The organism is Saprospiraceae bacterium (assembly GCA_016713025.1).
Lineage (GTDB): Bacteria > Bacteroidota > Bacteroidia > Chitinophagales > Saprospiraceae > OLB9.
On the sequence record JADJPZ010000004.1, the window covers coordinates 2,526,233 to 2,548,498 of the forward strand.

The window sequence follows — 22,266 nt, forward strand, 5'->3', positions numbered from 1 at the left end:
GCTTTTATGACTGAATTCAGCTCCATTTACTTTACAATCAGTATTTTGTAATGATAACCTTTGATGCCCCACCCAAATTAAATTTGATTGATCCACCATCCTGTTTAAGAGAGTTTTTAATATCAATAATAAAATGCACATCATACGCCTCACCATTTTCTGGACTAAAATCAACGGGAAATACATTATTCGATTTCCCTAAAAACTTAGAAAAACTCTTTCCATTGGCATAAAACATCATTTCGCCATCCAAAGAAAAACTTAAATAACTATGTGATCTACCTGATATGGCCTTACTTGTAATGAATTGTTTTTTGCTAAAATCATTTTGTGTGAGGATGAACTCATTTCTTCCGAAAAAAATATCTCCTTCAGCTGTACCCTGTCCTGAATCATGTCCTAAAATTTGAAAAACGATGTAGTAAGGGTGGAATGTTATACTCTGATATTCCTCCGCATTGACAAAAGAGAAATACACTTCGACTACAGGAGGTACTTCTTTGCGACAAGATGATAAAATTGTGATCCCAAAAACAAAAAGAATATGTATGACATTTTTTTTCATGATCAGCTTAAATATTTAGGAATGTGGTCACCATTTCCTGTAGAACTGCACACGGTATGGCTGGAACTTAAAAGTGAGCCGCCACAAGGTTGAGTCTGACTTTGAAATATTTGGATTATAGGATAGATTTTCATTTTTAGCACATTATGTGTATGATGTTACCCTTTTTATAATCATGTCTGTTTATTTAGTTCAAAGGTTAGAAAAATATTGATTTTTTTGTAAACAAAAACCTGTTTCTATTCATTCGTGGCTCTGATTTCGGTTTATAAGTCACCAACTTCACTATCTTCGCGCAAAATTTTTGACAATATATGATTCTTTCAGATATAGAAATACTCAAAAGCATTGAAAATGGTAATATCGTCATTGACCCGTTCAGGGCTGACTGCCTTGGTACCAATTCGTACGATGTACATCTCGGAAGATGGCTGGCGGTTTACGATAATCATGAGCTGGATGCGAAAAAGCACAATACCATCCGTCATTTTGAGATCGGAGAAGATGGTTTTGTTCTTCAGCCCGGCACTTTATACCTGGGTGTGACCGAAGAATATACTGAGACTCATCACACAGTCCCGTTTCTGGAAGGAAAGTCATCTATCGGCAGGCTCGGCATCGACATCCACGCTACTGCGGGAAAGGGCGATGTAGGTTTTTGCAATACCTGGACACTGGAAATCTCCTGTGTGCAGCCAGTCAGGGTATATGCCGGTATGCCTGTGGGCCAACTCATATACTTTAAAGTGGATGGAGAGATCGAAAACTACTACAATAAAAAATCCAATGCAAAATACAATCACCGTACCGAAAAACCGGTAGAAAGTATGATGTGGAAAAATAAGTTTTAGCCATCATTGAAGAGATTCTTTTCATTTAGAATCTATAGCCGATGACTTCGTGTAACAAATTGCCAAAATAGGGAGTTTGTAAAATATACCGACGAGAATTTATTTTTCAAATAATTCTGTCGCCATTATGCTCAAAATGAATACAATAGTAGATGAATTTTTTGCAAACCAATTTATTTTGAGTATAACTTATTATTGGGAAAAACAAAACCTTTACATTACATATTTTTACAATTTATAAATAATTGATTTTAAGTATTTAAAAATTAATAAAAAATTATAATTTGTATTTAGTTATTATATTTATTCGTAATATTTTAACTAATTTTGCGTTTTAGAGTATGTTTAAAATTTTTCTTAGCTGTAAATCAAGAGATTATGGTTCTGTCAATAAAATAATCAACGCATTTAGTGACCTAAATAAGGCGGTTATTTTGAAGTCAGGTTCATAATATATTGATTTTAAGGCAATATAAATTTAAACATACTCTTAATATAGTTCTATCGTTGAGCTCTAACTTGATATTTTGCAAAACAGAATAAATTTATAAATTAAGAATGCGTACCACATCTATCCTGTTCGTTATCATTTGTTGTCACTACTCAATAGTATTTTGTCAGGAAAATGCAGCGAGCATTGACAGACTTTCTGACTACAAGATGGGGCAATACTTTTTCAGCCAGAATCTTTTCGGCCCGACCAGATATGCCCAAAACAAGTTCATTCATCAGGTGGCTCCTGTCACTGATTTTGATTTTTCGTTGCTTAAGGATGATGCCGGTGCCATGCATGGCATTTCAGGGATCAGACTTGATTTGCCCAGTGGTGAAAACGAATTACTCACATTTATATCAGAAAAATATCCTGACCCAACCACTACACCAGCCATTCTTGAGTTAGGTAGTTACTATTACGATAAGAGATGGTTTAAAAAATGTATTGATGCCTATGCGATGGTAGATGCTGAAAATCTTTCGGACTATGACAAAAGTGAATCAAGTTTCAAAAAAGGCTATGCACATTTTGCTCTAAAAGAATTTAAGGAGGCTCGGAGTGAATTCAACAAAATAAAGGAAATCAGAAACGAATTTTATTATCCCTGTAATTACTATAATGGTCTAAGTGATTATTTTACAGGAAATTACAATGGTGCCATTGCATCATTTGAAAAGGTAAAAAATTCGGATACATACAGGTCATTTATACCTTTCTATCTGGCACAGATATATTTTGCTCAAAAACAATATGATAAGGTCATCCAGCAAGGCGAAGAAGCGCTCAGTGATAATAATCTGCGCAATAGAAAAGAAATAAGACAACTGACAGGTCAGGCATACTTTAATACAGAAAATTATAGTAAAGCACTACCACATCTCGAGTATTATGAAGCAAATACTGAAAAACTCACTGTGGAAGAATTTTTTCAATTAGCATTCACTCAGTACAAATTAAAAAAATATGCTGATGCCACAAAAAACTTCAGAGAATTGCATCTTTTGGAGAATAGACTCGGACAACTTGTCAATTATTATCTTGCAGATTGTTACTACAGGACAGGCGACCTGACATCTGCGAGAGCCGCATTTAAAAAGGTCTCTCAGATGACTTTTGAGAAAAAAATGCAGGAAGAAGCCACTTTTAATTATGGAAAACTGTCAGCAGAAGCGGGATTTGAACGGGAAGCCATCAATACTCTTTCCAAAATTGATAAATCATCTCCGTATTACAAGGAAGCTGACAAAATAGTGGGCGAATTGCTGGAAAGCATGAGCGATTATACTGCTGTGATGCAAATAATAGATGGTATGTCGTCTACCACGGAGAAGATAAAATTGGTGTATCAAAATGCTGCATTGAAACTTGGTATGCAGTCTTATAATAGCGGAATGACGGATGATGCATTGAAGGCTTTTGAGAAATCAAAAAAGTTTAATCTAAGCAAATCTATACAAGCTCAAAATACATTCTGGATCAGTCAAATCCAACATGAAAAGGGCAATTACAAAGCTTCCATCAAAGGATTTGATGACTATTTTGATATATCCAATGGTCTGGATGGCCTGCCTGATGAATCATCTCCCATCAGTGCTCACTATACTCAAGGATATAACTACCTGATGCTGAAAGAATACTGGAATGCTGAAAAAAGCTTCAAAAATGTACTGGTAGGTTTCAACTTGAATACCACACCTTTAAAAAACAAAGACCTGATAAACAAAATCTGGCCTGATGCGATCATACGTACAGGTGACTGTTTGTTTAAAAGCAGAAAATTTCAGGATGCGGCAGGATTCTACTCACAGGCTATCAATAAAAAACAAGGAAATTTTGTCTATGCCATGTACCAGAAAGCTATCATCGAAGGCCTAACAGGTGACGTTTCGGAAAAGATAATAAGTCTGAAGGAAATCATAAAAAATCATCCCAGTTCCGAATATGCAGATGATGCACTGATGCAGTTGGGAGATGCATATTTTGAGATGGATAATGTTGAAAATGCTTATGTAGTTTTTTCCGATCTTGTACAAAGATACAGCAACAGCCCAATGGTCAATGGAGCTTTACTCAAGCTTGGCCTGATTGCTTACAACAAAGGGGACCTCAACACATCAATTAAGCAGTATAAAGCTGTGATGCAAAACAATCCTTCATCCAAAGAAGCAGAAAGTGCCATTTTAGGTCTTCAGGAGATATATATCAACGACCTGGGAAAATCAGAAGAGTATGTGGCCTATGTGAGTTCACTGCCGGGATACAAGGTATCAGATACTGCTGCAGACTCTCTGGCGTACATGGTAGGAGTACTTAGATACAATGAAGGTGAATATGAAAAAGCCGTAGCTGGTTTCAGTAATTATCTTTCCAAATATCCTTCCGGTATCAATAAAATAAAAGCCTATTATTATCGGGCAGAATCAAATACGCTGCTGAAAAAATATAATGCAGGTCTTGAAGATTATGAAATCCTAATAAAAGCCGGCAATTCGGAATTTTATACTCAATCACTAAGGAAAGCGGCATTGATTGCTTACAATTATACACAGGCATTTGATAAAGCGTACACATACTATGATCTGTACTATAGTCAGGTGACTGATGAAGATGAAAAATTCAAAGCTGCAACCGGAGCACTCAGAAGTGCATTTCGGATCGCCAACAGTGAAGGCATAAAAAACATGCCAACATCGTAGTCAATAGCAAAAAAGCTGACAATGAAGACAAGTCCACCGCCTACTACTATCTGGCCAGAACATGGTATAAAGAAAATAATCTGGAAAATGCTTTTCGGCATTTTCATCTATTGGCGATGCAGTAAACACCAATCAGGCAGCAGAAGCAAGGTATATGATGGCCGAAATCCTGTATAAACAAAAACAAATAGACAAAGCAGAAAAACAAAGCAATCTTGCCAATGAAAAAAATTCAGCGTATCCATACTGGATAGCAAAGTCACTGATATTGCTTTCTGATATTTATATTGACAAAAAAGACCTTTTCAATGGCAGGGCTGCACTGGAAGCCGTGATAGAAAACTTTCCTGAAGATCAGGAATTGCAAACCATCGCAAAAACCAAGCTAAAAGCTATCGAAGAGCTTGAAAAACAAAAGACAAGGATCAAAACACCCTCCAACAATCTGATGGAATTTCATTCAGGTGGCTATTGATTTCATTGAAAATGTATAAACAGATAAACATATGCAAAATAATATCAAATATATAAATATCCTTTTTTTCGTATTGCCTGCAATACTTTTCTCACAAAAGGACACAACTAAGACAGACCTGAAAATCAATCAGGTAGAAGTGGTCAAGGCCTTTGAAGTGACACTGGAAGAATCCCGAAAAACAGATATAAAACCAGTCATTCCAGAGCAAAAACCGTACAACCCGAATTATAAATATGATATTTCTATCGTTCCTGCAAATCTGAAATATCCCGACCCGCAGATCAAACCTCTTGCAATGAATCCGGATGCCCCCTTTAAAATACAAAAAGGGTATCTGCAGGCTGTCTATGGTATCAGAAAAAATCCTGAACTGATGGCAGGCTACCACACTTCCAAAAAAGAAACCTACGATGCCGGTATCCATCTCCAGTATGAATCACTCGACAACAACAACACACTCCCTTACCAACAATACAGAAACACCATCGCCGATGTATACGGAAACTACATGCTCAAAGAAAATATGAAGCTCTATGGAAACGTCAATACAGCTTTCAGAAAACGATATTTGTTTCATGATGATATCGGGGTAGACACATTATACTCAAAAGATCAATCAGCCCGCAACATCAACAGATATGAAATAGTAGCAGGTATAGCAAATGCTGAACCAACAAAATATCATTTCAACTATGATTTCAGGATTGGTGTTGACAATCTTTCGATGACAAATACCAGTGTAAGAGAAAATGGGATGAAAGCTGGAGTCAAACTTGAAAAACTCTTTAAAAAGAACTCCGTCATCTCCATCGAAGGAGATTTCAATTATACAGCATTCAATGGTAAAAAGGAGTTGAGCATCACTACTGCAATGCTAAAACCTACATTCAAGACAAAATACAAAAACCTGATACTGCAAGCAGGAGTCAATGCTTTGTATAGCAGTGATGACAATTCAGCTTTGTTTCCGGAGATATATCTGTCTTATGGCATAGCAGGACCAGTACTACAGATCTATGCCGGAGTAGGACAAGATCAGTACACCAATCACTTCAGAAATGTCAGTCTGAGAAATCCTTTTTTGGCCAATGATCCCGACTCTCTCATCAATACTGTATTCAGAAAGTATTATGCCGGTCTGAAAGGTCAATACTCCTTTATCACTTATCAGTTTTCAGGGGGTCTGAAGGATGCCAATGATATGATGTTTATGACAAATAAAAAGTCAGATGTGCGTTACTTTGATATGATATATAGCGATGCCAATATTATATTCTTATCTGGAAATATAGAGTTTGAAGTATCCGAATACCTTAGCCTTGGTGGATGGATCAATCAAAATATATTTAAACTATCCACTCTTCCTGAAGCATGGCATACTCCAAATCTCGAGGGCAATGTTTTCGGGCGTTCCAAACTCCTCGGCGAAAAACTGGAATTGACTGCAGATTTGTATTTTGGCAGCCGATTGCCCTATCTGAATAAAAACAATACAACATCCAAAAGCAATGCTCTTCTGGACCTGAATGTAGGAGTAAAATACAATCTGACAGAAAAAGTCGGCTTCTTCATTCGCGGTACCAACCTTCTGGACAATAAATTTGAAAGATGGTACGGATATCCTGCAGTAGGTATCAACGGGATGGCAGGAGTTAAGGTGGTTTTTTGAAAAATCGGTATCTCATAGATATTGCTGACATCAAATCTCTGGTCCAACGCATTGATCGTCAACCCTTGTTCGGTTAGCGCATCGTTCAAAATACTCATACTTCGGTTGGTTCATTGTTCGGTTAGCATGTTCTTCATCGTTCAAATCGTTCATTACTCCAATCAGGCTACATCACGCCGAATTCCTGCCGGCATTGATGATACCAAATGCACAACGGATGACCACTTTTATAAATGTTGGTATCAATGGATCATCAGCTTCCATATGCATCAACTGAGTGAGTGCATATTGTTGTATCGTATTGAGCGGTAAGGTGATACGTTCTCTCATACCTACTGACATCCTTTCCACCGGATATTCCTGCATCAGCATATCATGATCTCCAAGCAATAAGAGATTCTTTTTTGTCAGATGGTACTCATCATTTATCTTTTTTCGGATGATGCCATATTTGGGATGGTCAGCCACGTGTGCCGTCAATGGCATAAATGTTTTAAATAGTGTCATCTCACTATTGTCTATCAGTGTGCGCAGAAAAAGAGACTTCCTGTATAATTCCTTAAATTTTTCAAATTTGCCTTCATGTTTTATTTGTTCCAAAGCAGTACCAAGTCCATAAAATCCCGGGACATTTTGTTTGATCATCGTCCAGGAAGCTACAAACGGGATGGCCCTGAGGTCCTTGATGGTCAATTTATCTGTTTTTCCTCTTTTAGCCGGTCTGCTGCCTACATTGGTCTGACTGAAATACTTCAATGGACTGACCTCCGACATGTATTCTACAAAATCAGGATCATTTTTAAGTTCAAGGTAGGCATTGTGACTGATTTCAGCTACGTGAAAGATCAGGTTTTCTTCCTTATCGGTAAAATTGGACTGACTGTCCTGATTTAGATTATTGGTAATACCTGCATTGATCAGTTGTTCGATATTGTACCTTGCAGAATCTATCACCCCAAAATTTGAACTGACGGTCTGGCCCTGGATAGTAAGTTGGATTTCTTTACTGGAAATATCTTTATCCATAGATGCATAAAACTTGTGCGTCTTTCCGCCTCCACGTGCAGGTGGACCACCCCGACCATCAAAAAACATGATATCGAGTCCATATAGCTTGGCTTGTTTGCTCAATTCTTCTTTAGCCCTGTAGATCATCCAATTGGCCATCAGATAACCACCATCTTTGGTACCGTCACTGAAACCCAGCATGATCGTCTGACTGTCATGTCTCCTGCTGAGGTGCTCCCTGTAGTATGGAGTTTCATAAAGGGCTCTCATGATTTCAGGAGCTCTGACGAGATCATCTATCGTTTCAAACAAAGGGATGATATCTACATGGATACTATTCTTATCCCAACCGGAATATCGAAACAGGGCAAGGAGTTCTATTACATTCAGATAACTTCTGCATTGGCTGATGATATATCTGTGACATGAAGACTCTCCGTAGTGTCCCTGAATCTCACGGATGGTGGCTATAGTCCTGATAGTATCAGCATACAATTCATTATCAATGGATTCCGGAGTTACTGATCCTTCAACATTAAGAAGAAACTCAGCTTTTTGTGTATCATCAAGTGTAGAGTAATGTTCCAATTGTCCATTGATCTTCAGTATAGTATCTACGACTTCAGTATGTATAGCATTTTCTTGTCTGACGTCAACAAATGCAAAGTGCAACCCAAAACAATTGACTTTATCGATCATACTGCTCACCATATTGACAAAAAGGCTGTTATGATGGTCGTCAAGTAGTTTTTTTATCTCAGTCAATGGCTTGAGCAGGTCCTCAGGTGTCTTTATTGTCTCAGATGTTCTTAAAAAAGCCTGTTCGTACAGCCTGATTTCCAGATTGGATATAATATGATCCACCCCACTGAAAGTGAGCCGCCTTTTTATCCTCCTGATATCTCTGTAATAACACTTCAGCAAGGCTAAATGCAACGAAGTGGCTACCTTGAAAGTAGTGTCTGCTTTGACAAATGGGTTGCCGTCTCTGTCGCCACCGGGCCAGAATCCCATCCTGATGACAGGTTGAAATGCCGGGTCTAAAAATGGTAAACTCTCTTTATACTCCTGCATGATATCAGAGATACTACGGTAAAAGATGTTTTCCAGAAACCAAATCAGACTCACAGCCTCATCATAAGGAGTAGGTTTTTGTTTGTTTAAAAACGGAGTTTTCCCCAATTGTTGTAATAGTAAATTGACACTTTCAGTATCATTGTTTTTCAACGAAATGGCCAGGTCATGGATGATACCAAGTACAGATCCGGGATAGAACTGTGTAGGGTGTGCAGTAAGTACCAATCTTACACAAAAATCCCTGAGAATACTGCTATCTGCTTCTTTTATCTTTTTTGCAAAATAGTCATTTTCCAGTTGTTTCAGCGTACCATTGCCCTTCATATCATTGATTTTGCTGTAAGCGGCATCTTCCAATGCATCAAAAAGCACGATCTGTCGTTCTATATACTGAACAAATCTGAATAACAGATCCAGTTTTTGCTGTTTGCCGGTAAATTCAGTATGGGATTCAAAGAACTTCTCAATGATTTCTTCAGGTGTCTTTTGATACGCATAACCATCTTCACAATTGGAAAGCAGCAGTGAAAGCAAGATACCTGTCTTTTCAATTTTGTGAAAAGGAAGAGATAAAAAAAGGCTATTGTATAGCTGAAACTTTATGGCTACATCATTATGGAAATGCTGGAGACTTCTTGATAAAACGTCAGGCATGATAAAGAGTTGATTGCAATGAGTACAAAGATAAAGCAAATGATCTAAATACCATATTTTATTCTGAAAAACAGGATTTATTTTAGATGAATTCAGAATAAATAACGGAAAGAGTAGATAATATCTAATGGATGTTACTACTATTTTTGGTTTGGGGTCACTTTGCATGCAGTATCAAACGATGGTATAGGACAACACCATAAAAATAATACTCCAGAAAGCCAAAATTGAAATCAAGAAGTAAGCACGAAAAGGAGTGAAATTGAAAAGCAAATTTAAATAATTAAGAATGGATAATCAAAATTCGGAAAAACCTCCTCAAATCAATTTATATACCTAATTTTGACAGACATTTACACCAAAAAAGCTTTGAATAAAAAATCATGACAAAAATTTTGACTACCTTTTTACTTTTCACATTTATTGCATTTGGGCAGGCACAAGAGTCCAAAGGCAGAGTTAAAGAAACAAAATCGGTTTGGAAAACCTTAAACGGAACAAATTATTCGATTCAGTATCCGGTAGACTGGGAGTTGAATCAAAGTGGACAAATGGGTACAACATTCATTTTATTTTCACCTTTAGAAACAAGTAAAGACAAATTTATGGACAATGTCAATCTTTTAATTCAGGACTTAACCGGTCACAACCTTAACTTGGATAAATACACTGAGATATCAGAAGGACAAATAAAGACAATGATTACCAATTCAAGATTGATAGAGAGCAAAAGAATAAAAACTGGCTCAGATGAATACCATCGAATGGTTTATACAGGTGACCAAGGAATGTTTCATCTCAAATTTGAGCAGTTTTACTGGGTTAAGAGTGGTAAGGCATATGTTCTTACTTTAACTTGTGAGCAAGCCAAATTTACAGTCTTTAAAGAAGTTGGTGAAGCAATTTTAAACTCCTTCACTTTTAAACAATAGTATTGAACAAATTCGATCATGACAATTTCATTACTTTTCAACTAGTAAAACTGATGAAGCAAATAGAAAAATTGGCCACTTCCGGTATTGGTAGAAGGCCTTCAGCAACTTTCCTTTTTGTTGTTGGTGATTTTAAGACAAAACTAGTATCATGAGCAAATATAATGCCTTGTGGGAGTATATTCAGAAAAATGGACATCAATCATTTAAACTATCCTTTGATGAAATTAAGAGTATAGCAGGAATAGCAATAGACCATTCCTTTTTGAATTATAAAAAGGAACTGCTTTCATACGGTTACAATGTGGAAAAAATATCTTTAAAATATAAAACGGTCCTTTTTCGAAAGATTAATTGAAAAGCATATGTTGCGGTATCATTTTGTTTCAATTTTATGCGTTGTATTTCTTTACAGCTGTATGAATTCTAAACATCAGGGTGTTGCTATTGGCAATGACTACCATTGGCAATGCCGTTTCCGATACCTATTTTAATCATTTCCATATTATGTTGTGAATAGCAGCGCTAAAGGATAATAAACTTCTAAAAAGTCAATCTCAAAGCCTCCTTCCGCTGCTGAAAGGAGAGCTGCAATGAAAGAATGGGAAGTTACTCCTGCGGGTAAAATGTACAAAAAATGGGAAGCGTCTCCTGCGGGTAAAAAAGTATATGCCAGTGAAGCTAAAATAATCAAGTCCATCAGGGATTCTACTAATATGAAAGGAGTTGTAACCTCTCTGGCTCTTCCGCCAGGCTCAAGATTAGGTTTTGGAGTGATGGTGAGGATTAGTGGTGACGACTATATTCTTGCTTTTGGGCCAGAAAAGACCGGCAAGGATACTTTGAATTTTAAGAATGAATTTGAGCAATTACATAGCCTGAAAGTAAACGACAAAATAATTTTAAGAAGCCATTTTGTATCCCACGCGCCCAAGTATGCATATCCAATAGTAGCAGGCGAGTATGTAGAACGAGATGGTAAAATACTTTACAAACGTGCACATCGCAAAGGCGGATGCTAAGTAAATAAATGATGAAATGAGCATGAACCAACATTGTGGTACCTGGCCGACTAACGTGTTCAGTCGGGCACAAACCCTGATGATTATTTTCATACGAATTCATACAAAACCCTTTTTTGCTTCTATTCTGAGTTATTAGGTTCCGTGATAACGTAGGGGTGCGATTCCCTTATGTGAAGGGAATATGTCCATTTTTAAGTAAAAAGAAAGTTGTAGCTGAAACCATAAAGATTGCCAATTACAACATTCAACAAGGCACCAATTGAAATAATAATTTAAAACCCAATGTCGTTTAGTTAAGGCCATATTATGAAGTCCTTCCCTTCTAAGGGCTTCTAAGGGAAGGATTTAGGAAGGGTAAAAACAAGTAAAAATACTTTAACTAAACGACATAGATTTAAAACCTGAAAAATGAAAGTACATTTTCTCAATAAAAATCACCTTTTACTGTTGTTACTTTTTGTTTTTACATCTTGTAATAGCCAAGTCAAAACGGACTCATCAAAAGAGATTATATCTCAACTACCAATATTCGTATTACATGACCCAAAAATTGTACGGACACAAGGCACTACATCTGGAAATATATCTTGTGAGTTGGAGGACCGAAATGGAAACCTTTGGTTCAGTGTAGATGGTGAAGGGGTTTACCGCTTTGATGGGAAATCATTTACCAATTTTACCTTGAAAGATGGACTCTGCGATAATACTGCGAGTACCATTATACAGCTCAAATCAGGGGAGATCCTGATTGGTACAAATGCAGGAATATGCAAGTATGATGGAAAAAAATTCAGCAAATATTTCGAAGTTGATTCTTTGAACAATTTAAGAATTACCGCCCTATTGGAAGATAGAGATGGAAACATATGGTTTGGTGCAATGAATAAAGGAGTTTATCGGTACGACGGAACCAACCTTTCTCATTTTCTTCACAAATATAAGCACCCAATCTTTGCTGAAAAGGAAGAAAAAATGATTAGTGATATCATTCAAGATAAAAAAGGGAACATCTGGTTCAGTTCTTTTAATAGAGGAGGCGCATGGCGATACGATGGAAAAATCCTTACTCACTTTCTCCCATCTGCCGATTATTATTCATTCCGTGAAGATGAAAGAAGTCAAGCTTATGCTACAACTGAAACAAAATATGTCCATTCTCCTGACTACATTACAGATGATATGATTCATTCTATGACAGAAGATAAATCCGGAAATATTTGGTTTGCCACAAGGAGACACGGAATTTGTATATATAATGGGAAGACATTTAAAAGCTTTAAAGGAAATGAAGTACTTGGTAGAATTAGTCCCATCGCAATTTTAGAAGATAAAATGGGGATTATTTGGCTAGGAACAGAAGAAAGTGGCGTATTTTCATACGATGCCCACCTGAATGACAAAGTCGGGCAGGGAAAAATTCTTAAAAATTATACCACAAATGATGGACTAGTCAACAATTCAGTTCGTAGTATTTTAGAAGATAAAGACGGGAATCTTTGGTTTGGCACTCGATGGTTTGGATTGAGCCGTTTTGATACCCGCCCGAATGACAAAGTCGGGCAGGGAAATACTTTTACCACTTTTTCTGATAAACACTAGATTCTATAAAACTAACAAACAAAATTGAACAAAAGCAACAAAGCCCTATTCTTGTAGTTGGCCCCACCTACCAAGGTTGGTTGAATAAGATTATCGCTTGATGTATTAATTGGATTGCAAGTACCCGCAAGCCATAGATTGCACTTCTCTAAATTTGAAACTTAAAAAATATAGGATATAGTGCAATTTTGGGATACACCCATAAGTTCGGGATTTTAATATTTTTATCAAATAAAATTAACCAGCTGACACAAATTACTTAAGAATCTTATGTATATTTGTGGAAATTTTTTAATAAATGAATCCGAACCTTTTAAGGGGAAGTTTAGATACTATCGTGATCAAGTTACTGAAAGATCATGGAGAGATGTATGGCTACCAGATCACTCAGAAAGTCAAAGAAATGACCAAAGACGGCATTCAGCTGACTGAGGGCGCTTTATACCCTACCCTGCATAAGCTGGAAGCCAAAGGGATACTTTCTGTGGAGACCCGCATGATCAGCAACAGATATAGAAAATACTATCGGCTGACCACCCAAGGCTATGAGCATGCCATTACATTACTTAACCAAATGGAAGAATACCTCCAGCAAATGTCATTATTGATCAAACCATTAAAACCATCCGCTATATGACAGAAAAACAACTCAATAAAGAACAAATCGATACACTTTTTTCATTTGTAAAGAGTAAATATGTCCGATACATTGATGTGCAATATGAGCTGGTGGATCACCTCGCATCTGCTATCGAAGATGAAATGCAAAAGGATTCCAAACTGAGTTTTGACGCGGCTTTGAGTAAGGTATATGCCAGATTTCCTGTCACTGGTTTTACCAATTTTATTGCATCAAAAGCTAGCAGTTTAGGTAGTTATTGGAGAAGAAGATATTTCAACTTACTATTAACCTACTTTACTCCACCCAAAATTTTCCTCACCATACTGATTTACATTTTTGCTTTTCAGACTGCATACTTTTTTGGAAAGAGTGGATTGGCAGTCTTGATTTTTGTTTCCTATATCATCAATTTATGTTTTTTGTATAATCACTACCAAGCAATGAAGTATATAAAAAGTAAAAAACAGGACTATTTATTTTTACAATCATCGTGGGTAGGAAGTTCTTTCTCTATTACATTACAATATTGGTCCTTTATTTTATTAAGGTATATTTTCACAGATGATCAGAGCAACACGTTGAGCCTATTGCACATCTCGTTACAAGCACTTGTGTGTGCTGTATCATTGATTGCGGCACATGCCAATTTTACCATCTTTCCCAAGATGATCTATGATGAGATCAATGCCAAATACAAACATCTTGGGATTGTGGTTTGAAGATCACAAGTACTCAATTATTGGCAGATGACAAAAAAAATGCAATCTAAAAAAGTTGATATGCCTTCGAAGGTGCGAAGATTAAAACTCTTTTATTTCGTCAGAGCGCTAGAACATAATCTGTAGACGACCCCACAAACCAAAACTGATGGGGGAATGCCCCTGCCTTGACGGCAGACAGGTCACACCAATGTACGTACGAATCTCAATGGCAAACAAATGATAAGATATCAAATCTTTCAAAAATCATTCTGAAATTAAATATCTTTCTCATATTTGAAATTATACTAAGCTGAAAGACACCATTAAGATTCCATGCAATAAAAAGAGTTACTTTTCAACTTGTAAAACTGATGAAGCAAATAGAAAAATTGGCCACTTCCGGCATTGGTAGAAGGCTTTAAGCAACTTTCCTTTTTGTTGTTGGTGATTTTAAGACAAAACTAGTATTATGAGCAAATATAATGCCTTGTGGGAGAAATAGAAAATACCCTAATTGCACTTCATATCAATCCTGGATGCCGGGTCGTTATTAGGAAAACACATACCAGACAATACTCTTTCAGGGACATATCTCTTCAGATTCGGATCTTTTAAGCCATTTTCAAGAAATTCAGTCAGATCCTTGATTTCCTGTTCAGTCAGGCCGAGTGGTTTGATAAACGAAGACAACTGACTGTCCGGAACCCTTTGATTTTGTTTTTTACCGGTATTAAAATATCTGACTACACCTTCAAGGGTTTCTATACTGCCACCATGGAAGTATGGCCCGGTGCCTCCCAGATTGTATAATTGTGGCGTTCTGAATTTAAACATATCCTCCTGTCTGCCGGTAAATCCACCTCTTCCTAAGTTTCTGCGGTCATTGGGTCCGGTTTTTAATCCGCCATGTTCGTAAAGATCATCCACACCCAATGCTTCAAATCTCATAGAACCGAGATTTTTTTCAAAATGGCAGCTGTTACATCCTGCTTTTCCAAAAAACAGGACTGCTCCTTTCTTTTGTTGTTCTGACATGGCGTCTTTATCGCCTTTCAGCCATTTTTGGAATGGTGCCTGATTGGTCAGGTTTTGTCTCAGGTATGCTGAGATTGCAAAACTGGCGCCTTTTCTTGAATATCTTTCATTTTCAGGCATATCAGGAAATGCCTTGTCAAACACCTCCTTATATCCGGCTTTGGTGATGATATCTTTGGTGTATTGCATTCTGTGTACGATCAGGCCTTCAATATTCTGGCCTTCGAGGGTGCCAAGTCTTTCATGATTTCTTGCTGTGCCGGGATCAAAGACTCCCCACATTTTTTCAGTACCTTTATTGACACCTTCAGAACCAAAGGAGCCATTCCACATGGAGTTTTCCACATAGGCTACATTGAGTGTAACCAACGGTCTTGCTCCCTGTGCATCTATACTATCATTGTGGTAAAGCGGAAATTTAAATCTTGACTCTCCTTTTCTTCCGAAAGCCACACCACCATCAGCTATGCCCTGCATTCTGCCCGGCCTGAATCCTGATTCGGGCACATGACAACTGGAACAGGTAAAAGTAAACATCAATTCAGACCTTTTGGCTTCATTGGCAAATGCAGGTTCAAAAAAGAGCATCTTACCCAACTCTATTTTTTCTTTGGTGAGTGGGTTGACCGGAGATTGAGGGATAGAAGCATAATCCGTTTCATCCGGAAGGATATATTTGCTTTTGTCAGGAATGATGCTGTTGAGTGCTTTATCATTTTCGCTGAGTTCATCATGCACGCAACCTACGGTTATTAAACTGAGGAATGCAAATAGCAATAGTATTCTTGAGATCATGTTGCCGAATTGTATGAGATTAAAGTAAATGAGATTGCAAAAATAATGCTGCATTTTAAAATTCATAAGTTTTTGTTATGAAATTATAAGAAAAATTTAAAATATGTCGGAAAATGGCAAAGTTTATTGGTTTTATTGCGGGATTGGCTGTTGGATTTTTTTTAAAAATGGATTTATCCATTTCTAAACATAAATAACAGCGTAATCCGTACGATTTTGTCGTACACTTGACTTCCTTCTTTGGTAAGCTTCCTCTTAAGCTTGTCCTTATATCATTTTGGAATACGGCTAACAGTAAGTAATTTTATCACATCAATCACAGTGAAATATCATGTTTCTGTTGTCACATCCCAATGTCTGAGGACTTTTTTGGACTCAACTAGTTTGAATGATTTAATTTATACATGAAAATTACTATATATTTAATTTTTTATGATATATCTTGTAACTTTGACCGACAAACGGTACAGATGGATGAGAATATGGTTATTGACTAAAGTATAAAAATAGGATAAAAACAATTACAAAAGAAAATGGACATTAAAGTTTTCAAAAACATCAGTAAAATCATTGAAAGAGATTCAAAAACATCAACATACAAATTTGCTTTGTTGAGAGGTGTGATTGATATTATTCAAGACAACTCGCCATACATAAAAGTTAATGAAAACGTTGTAGAAATTCCTCTTGGTTTATTGATAGAGAAATGGCTAATTTATTACTATCCAATTTTTGAGTCAGAAATTGAAATTCCACAAATAAATGGAAAAAATGTGAAGGTAGCATTTCAATCACATTTTAAACCAATCATCAACCACTACGCCCTACGAGGAAAAATCTCAGTATTCTACAACGAATTGAGAATTAGAGGAATAGCAAATGAAATAAATTTAGACTTTTACAGGTTGGTTCAAAAAATAAAGGATACAATCATAACGATGCCAATGAGATTTATAGGAAGAAGTATATCCGATGATTACTATTCAATCTTTAATTATACTCCAGCTAAATTTAAAAATGACAAGAAGCAAAATAGCCAGTGGCTTGTAGAAAGTTGCGGTACTTTTACCATCCCTAAAGATTATTATGAAGCATTTAAAATATTAGGTAGCTTCATTTCAGGAACTGATAATATACTTTTTAAGTGGGCAGAATTTTCTGTAAAAGCTAGCGGAAAGGTCTTAAGTACAGGTACAATTGTCAATGAAATTTTAAAATTCCCTGTTACTGAAAGAGATGTAGAAGCATCAAAAAAATTGTATTATGAAATTCTTGCGAAACACGGGTCGGTGTCATGTGTATGGTCAGGTAGCAATATAGCCAAATATGATATTGACCATATGTTACCATTTTCAATATATAAAAACAATGATCTATGGAATTTACTTCCTTCAAGTCCTCCAACAAATAAATCAAAATTGGACAAAATTCCTTCGCTAAAGTTGATTACCGAACAGAAGGAATTAATCATTCACTATTGGGAGATAATACATCAATATCAAACTGAAAGGTTTTTGAATGAACTACAAATATCTTTGCTAGGTAACTATTCTAAAGATAATTGGCAGCAAAATGCATTCAATCAATTACTTCAAACATCAAAATACTTAATTGAAACTAGAGGATATCCAGAATGGCAAAATTGAACGAATACACTCATCTCACTGCCAAGGAAAGAAATACCATGTCTTTCCCAGCCAGAATTCTGCTTGAAAGAAAGCTACTGCAAGGAGATACCCTGGATTATGGTTGTGGAATGGGTAGTGATGTAACTTTACTTAAAGAAAAAGGTATCAATATTATAGGGTATGATCCATTTTATTTCCCTGAGAAAACAACTCAAAAATATGAGACCATCATCTGTTTTTATGTATTGAATGTCCTTATGCAGGAAGAACAATCGGATGTCATAATGGAGATTTCCGCTTTGTTAAAACCAAATGGCAAGGCCTATTTTGCTGTTCGCAGAGACATTACTTATGAAGGATTCAGAACGCACAAAATCCATCAAAAACCTACCTATCAATGTAATGTCAAACTTCCTTTTACTTCCATGTTTTTAAATGATAATTGCGAGATTTATACATACCAACATTATACAAACATTCACACCGGCAATACAAAAGTCAGTCCATTTTTTAATGATGATCAGCCACGAGATTTGATTTATGAAAGTGGTACTGCCTTTTCCTTTTTTGATAAATATCCAGTTAGTCTAGGTCATGCTCTTGTAATACCCAAAAGATTGGTTTCCAATTATTTTGATCTGACTATTAAAGAACAAATGGCTTGCTGGATGATGGTCAATAAAGTAAAGGGACTTCTGCAAAATCGTTTCAATCCAGATGGTTTTAATGTGGGAATCAATATTCAAGAAGCTGCAGGTCAAACAATACCACATTGTCACATTCACATTATCCCAAGATATACTGGCGATGTTGAACAGCCACGTGGAGGGATACGGGGAGTTATTCCTGGTAAACAAATTTATTGAATTTGATTATTAAAATTATTATCCCCATATCCCATTTCCTCCTACCACCTAACCGACCCCGATATGACAAAATTTCTCCCCGGCGCTACGATACCTGAACTATAAGGGCGATATCTTTCATCAGCGATATTTTCTATGGTACCATTCAGGGACCAATGTTTACTGATCTGATATTGCATTCTGACATTGTATATGACCCACGAAGGCGAATAAGGTTTTTTATTGGCATCTATGGCATAGATTTCCGGTTTGTTCTGTTCTTCTGCCGGAAGCTCTTCGTACGTTTTACCATCGCTGTACTGACTGCTGATACTCAACAACAAATTCTTATATGCCCAGGACAAGGTAGTGGCCCCAAAGTTTGGTGCGGCATGTCGTGATGGGCTTGTACTGCCATTGTCTATTTCTTCTTCTCCACGTTGTATATTATATTGACTTACTAATGAAAATCCATAACCTGGCCTTATCTCTAGACCGATTTGTGCACCTCTGACCTTTGCATTGGCAGCATTTTGAATAGCTTCCACCTTGCTCATTCTCCCATTGTACAAAATTGAATCCTGTCCGTTGAGTTGAAAATTTCTTTTGACCATGGCATTATCTACATATGTATAGTACAGGCTGGCATCAAGCCTGACTTTATCACTGAATACATGGACGAAGCCTATTTCAGCATTGTAGGCATATTCAGCTTTGAGTTCCGGATTGGGTACTGTCACAAAGCCTGCCACAGCATCAAATATTTTTCCGGAATCATCCACATTGGGAGACCTGAAGCCGGTGGATAAGCTGGCCATGATGGATGTTTTATCACCTGGTCTGTACACCATGCCCATACTACCTGTGAGCGCTCCATTGTTTATTTTTGATTCAGTAAAAGGAAGCTTAAAAAATGTATTGTCAAATTCTGCTGTTTGACTATAATACGAATACCTTGCACCGGCCTGGACATTTATTTTATTTGATAATTTGACATCATACCCTGCAAATGCTGCATAAGAAGACCATACCGCATTCGGATACCTCGAAGGGCCTCTTTGTGATGTACCTTTGACAATGTCCTGATCTTCACCAGTCGAAGCTACATCATTGATGACTCCTTCGATTCCATAATTAAGGGTGGCTTTTTCACTTAGCTTTTTTATTAAATCGATATTTGCAGACCATGCTTTGACGTGTTCAAATCGTAAAAAGCGGGTTGACCTGTTGATATCCCTTTCCATCCTGCTTTCCTTAAAGTCCTGAAAAGCCAGCCTCCAGATCATCTCGTCATACCATCCTGTTTTTTGTGATAGAGTTCCCGTCAACTGGTGCATCATCCATTTTTGAGGACCATATGACCACTCTGCGTGTCTGGGCAATCCATTTCTGAGACGGATATGGCGGTCGTATCTGGCGTATTCAGAGGTAGCACTGTGGTGGAAAGCATACTGAAGATCAAAGTGGTCTGAAACTCTGAACCGGAATTTTTGCATGATATTATATTGATCATACCCTGAAGGTGTCTGTACCAATGAATCAGGATTTTTGTAAATGATATCTTTGTCTCCTTCGCGCCTTACATTCCAGATTTTCAGATACTCGGCAGGTCCATTGGTGCCCATTCTGAGATCTCCGAAGTCATTGTAACTCAGACTGGTGACAGATGCCCACTTTGCTCCACCTATATTGAAGTGAACATGTCCGGTTTTTTCATCATTGGCTGTGGAGTATCTGAGTGTCGAACCACCGGAAATGTTAATCTTATCAGCAGTACCATATCGCGGTGTCCATGTCTGAAAAGCCATGACACCTCCTATAGCATCACTGCCGTACATCACCGAGCCCGGACCAAATAGGATCTCTACATTTTCAAAACTGAATCCATCTAAGGATATGACATTCTGAATATTGCCGGAGCGGAATATCGCAGTATTCATTCGTACTCCATCTACAGCATACAATAACCTGTTTGTCGCAAAACCTCTTATCATAGGACTGCCACCTCCTTGCTGGCTTTTCTGTATAAACACCCGACCGGAATTGCCCAATAAGTCTGCGGCAGTTTGCGGATTGGTAAAAGCTATGTCTCTTGGAGTGATGGTACTGACTCTCACCGGAACATTTTTACTGATCTGATTCCATCTTGATGCGGAGACCGTAACCTGGTTTAGCTCAAATGGTGCCTGCGTAAGTGCTATAATATAACCAATGTCTTTCAGCTCTGACAGACCATATTCAACAGAAGTGTAACCAAAATGTGAAACAAATAACCTTTCGTGCTCTTTGAATAGTGAAAAATCTGCTTCTCCTTTTTCATCTGTATATGATATATGTGACCTGCTCTGATCAGTAATCATGACAGCTTCCAGCGGCTTTGCAGATTCCTTATCTATGACAGTGACCTTTTGTGACAAAAGCATAGCATTGCTCGTCAATACAAATATGAAAAGTATAATATATTTATCCATTTTTTTATGTCATTGTTAAAGTTTAATAATTAGTCTTTGGTCTTTGTGATTTCGGCTTCTTCGCTGCGTCGAATGCGCTCAATCACTATCTGTCAGACACTCAAATGTGATTTCGGCATCACTTTGTTGTACTTCGACTTCCCACAGCAAAATAGGCTCAATCACCATCTGTATGACACTCAAATGTGATTTCGACTTCTTCGCCGCGGCGAATGCGCTCAATCACCATCAGTTCTACACCAACAGCATACGGTGTTTGAATACACTATAATGCCGAAGCCACAAGGGGACGGTATTCGTGCCAAAGCAGAATTAAAAGCTTGCAGTGCAACGAAGTTGAAGCCACTATTCAGCCAGCCTTACCTTGCTCAAAATTTTAATCTTATAAGTCCGGAATCAGTCGGTAACCATGAAATGATGATCATTTCAAGCGCTTATAATTAAATGGTCCTAAATTCGGGAGGAGGACCTATTTGAAATAGCAATGGATTTAAGTAGTGATTTATTGCTGTTGTAACCAAAACATTTTCCTGAAGTGTAGTCATTTCTGCAACTACATGCTGATCAGCCAATGGCAGGTAGAATAGATTTTTGAGAAAATCGATATGATTCTGATGTGTCTTTTTTCCAGCAGGATCAGAATGGCATAATGTTTTTACAGACGCTTTTATTTCAGCATAAAGAATGGATTCTTCCACATCCGCCCAACAATGGTATGTGATGGAGTCGCCTTTTTTTTTTCTGTTTTAACAATGTCATACATCATTTTTTTATACTCAAACTCCCTGTCATGTTCCCATCTCAGAAGTTTTTTGATGTCGTCTTTATGGAATGTAAGGTGTGATATCTCATTGTCATTCAAACCATTCAGGATTTTTAGTTTTACTTCTTTTTTGATTACACTTTTCCTGTAGGCATGTGTTAGGTAGGTCACCATATGCGGCAACTGTAGGACAACTATCAATGCGATTCCTGTCCATAAAAACCGATGATAAAGTAAATTTGACATACCTTGTAACAAAGGTAAACTTTTTTTAAGTCCAAAGAATAATTTTTTCTGTTAAAGCAGTATTACTTCTCCAGGTTTTAAAGTCTTTACTTATCTTTTTGATAAATGAA

The 22,266-nt window shown here is 37.1% G+C and carries 19 protein-coding genes and 1 pseudogene; 14 read left to right on the forward strand and 6 right to left on the reverse strand.

The window, feature by feature from the left end:
* Positions 1 to 37: 37 nt before the first annotated feature.
* The gene (locus tag IPK35_17025) at positions 38 to 565 is read right to left on the reverse strand and encodes a hypothetical protein (GenBank protein ID MBK8054920.1); all 528 of its coding nucleotides are present in this window, start codon (positions 563 to 565) and stop codon (positions 38 to 40) included.
* A 314-nt stretch (positions 566 to 879) separates the two neighbouring features.
* On the opposite strand from IPK35_17025, the gene IPK35_17030 reads away from it, so the two are divergent.
* From IPK35_17030 to IPK35_17050, 5 genes are all read left to right on the forward strand, one after another.
* Positions 880 to 1,416, forward strand: coding sequence for a dCTP deaminase (locus IPK35_17030; protein ID MBK8054921.1), 537 nt, complete (start codon positions 880 to 882; stop codon positions 1,414 to 1,416).
* A 558-nt stretch (positions 1,417 to 1,974) separates the two neighbouring features.
* Complete coding sequence (locus IPK35_17035) at positions 1,975 to 4,608, forward strand: tetratricopeptide repeat protein (GenBank protein MBK8054922.1); 2,634 nt, start codon at positions 1,975 to 1,977, stop codon at positions 4,606 to 4,608.
* A 21-nt stretch (positions 4,609 to 4,629) separates the two neighbouring features.
* Positions 4,630 to 4,785: a hypothetical protein gene (locus tag IPK35_17040; protein ID MBK8054923.1), complete on the forward strand. Its 156-nt coding sequence runs from the start codon at positions 4,630 to 4,632 to the stop codon at positions 4,783 to 4,785.
* Positions 4,763 to 5,083, forward strand: a complete 321-nt coding sequence (locus tag IPK35_17045; GenBank protein MBK8054924.1) for a hypothetical protein — start codon at positions 4,763 to 4,765, stop codon at positions 5,081 to 5,083. Before IPK35_17040 ends, IPK35_17045 begins: the two co-directional genes overlap by 23 nt.
* A 31-nt stretch (positions 5,084 to 5,114) precedes the next feature.
* Complete coding sequence (locus IPK35_17050; protein ID MBK8054925.1) at positions 5,115 to 6,755, forward strand: hypothetical protein; 1,641 nt, start codon at positions 5,115 to 5,117, stop codon at positions 6,753 to 6,755.
* A gap of 171 nt (positions 6,756 to 6,926) precedes the next feature.
* On the opposite strand, the gene IPK35_17055 is transcribed toward IPK35_17050, so the two are convergent.
* Positions 6,927 to 9,494, reverse strand: a complete 2,568-nt coding sequence (locus IPK35_17055; GenBank protein ID MBK8054926.1) for a phosphoenolpyruvate carboxylase — start codon at positions 9,492 to 9,494, stop codon at positions 6,927 to 6,929.
* 383 nt (positions 9,495 to 9,877) lie between these two features.
* Here IPK35_17055 and IPK35_17060 point away from each other — a divergent pair, with 383 nt between their 5' ends.
* From IPK35_17060 to IPK35_17085, 6 genes and pseudogenes are all read left to right on the forward strand, one after another.
* A complete protein-coding gene (locus IPK35_17060; protein MBK8054927.1) occupies positions 9,878 to 10,426 on the forward strand; it encodes a hypothetical protein in 549 nt (182 codons plus the stop codon).
* A gap of 151 nt (positions 10,427 to 10,577) precedes the next feature.
* Positions 10,578 to 10,784 (forward strand): hypothetical protein, encoded by a 207-nt coding sequence (locus tag IPK35_17065; protein ID MBK8054928.1) that lies wholly within the window; start codon positions 10,578 to 10,580, stop codon positions 10,782 to 10,784.
* Between the two features lie 184 nt (positions 10,785 to 10,968).
* Positions 10,969 to 11,448: pseudogene (locus IPK35_17070) on the forward strand (hypothetical protein).
* 411 nt (positions 11,449 to 11,859) lie between these two features.
* A complete protein-coding gene (locus IPK35_17075; protein ID MBK8054929.1) occupies positions 11,860 to 13,050 on the forward strand; it encodes a hypothetical protein in 1,191 nt (396 codons plus the stop codon).
* A 298-nt stretch (positions 13,051 to 13,348) separates the two neighbouring features.
* Positions 13,349 to 13,687, forward strand: coding sequence for a PadR family transcriptional regulator (locus IPK35_17080; protein ID MBK8054930.1), 339 nt, complete (start codon positions 13,349 to 13,351; stop codon positions 13,685 to 13,687).
* A complete protein-coding gene (locus tag IPK35_17085) occupies positions 13,684 to 14,391 on the forward strand; it encodes a hypothetical protein (GenBank protein MBK8054931.1) in 708 nt (235 codons plus the stop codon). The genes IPK35_17080 and IPK35_17085 overlap by 4 nt, the downstream gene beginning before the upstream one ends.
* Positions 14,392 to 14,883: 492 nt before the next feature.
* Here IPK35_17085 and IPK35_17090 read toward each other — a convergent pair whose 3' ends face one another.
* Positions 14,884 to 16,203: a hypothetical protein gene (locus IPK35_17090; GenBank protein MBK8054932.1), complete on the reverse strand. Its 1,320-nt coding sequence runs from the start codon at positions 16,201 to 16,203 to the stop codon at positions 14,884 to 14,886.
* 533 nt (positions 16,204 to 16,736) lie between these two features.
* Here IPK35_17090 and IPK35_17095 point away from each other — a divergent pair.
* Together IPK35_17095 and IPK35_17100 are read left to right on the forward strand one after the other, a co-directional pair.
* Entirely contained in the window at positions 16,737 to 17,849 is a 1,113-nt protein-coding gene (locus IPK35_17095) for a hypothetical protein (protein MBK8054933.1), read from the forward strand.
* Positions 17,837 to 18,697 carry an HIT domain-containing protein gene (locus tag IPK35_17100; protein MBK8054934.1) on the forward strand — a complete coding sequence of 287 codons (861 nt, stop codon included), beginning with the start codon at positions 17,837 to 17,839 and terminating at the stop codon, positions 18,695 to 18,697. The genes IPK35_17095 and IPK35_17100 overlap by 13 nt, the downstream gene beginning before the upstream one ends.
* 41 nt (positions 18,698 to 18,738) lie before the next feature.
* On the opposite strand, the gene IPK35_17105 is transcribed toward IPK35_17100, so the two are convergent.
* Complete coding sequence (locus tag IPK35_17105) at positions 18,739 to 21,147, reverse strand: TonB-dependent receptor (protein MBK8054935.1); 2,409 nt, start codon at positions 21,145 to 21,147, stop codon at positions 18,739 to 18,741.
* A gap of 270 nt (positions 21,148 to 21,417) precedes the next feature.
* Between IPK35_17105 and IPK35_17110 the strand changes: the two genes are divergently transcribed.
* The gene (locus IPK35_17110) at positions 21,418 to 21,591 is read left to right on the forward strand and encodes a hypothetical protein (protein ID MBK8054936.1); all 174 of its coding nucleotides are present in this window, start codon (positions 21,418 to 21,420) and stop codon (positions 21,589 to 21,591) included.
* Here the strand turns inward: IPK35_17110 and IPK35_17115 are convergent.
* Positions 21,588 to 21,845 (reverse strand): hypothetical protein, encoded by a 258-nt coding sequence (locus IPK35_17115; protein ID MBK8054937.1) that lies wholly within the window; start codon positions 21,843 to 21,845, stop codon positions 21,588 to 21,590. The two genes, IPK35_17110 and IPK35_17115, sit on opposite strands and share 4 nt — an antisense overlap.
* The gene (locus IPK35_17120) at positions 21,815 to 22,156 is read right to left on the reverse strand and encodes a hypothetical protein (protein ID MBK8054938.1); all 342 of its coding nucleotides are present in this window, start codon (positions 22,154 to 22,156) and stop codon (positions 21,815 to 21,817) included. The genes IPK35_17115 and IPK35_17120 overlap by 31 nt, the downstream gene beginning before the upstream one ends.
* Positions 22,157 to 22,266: the final 110 nt, after the last annotated feature.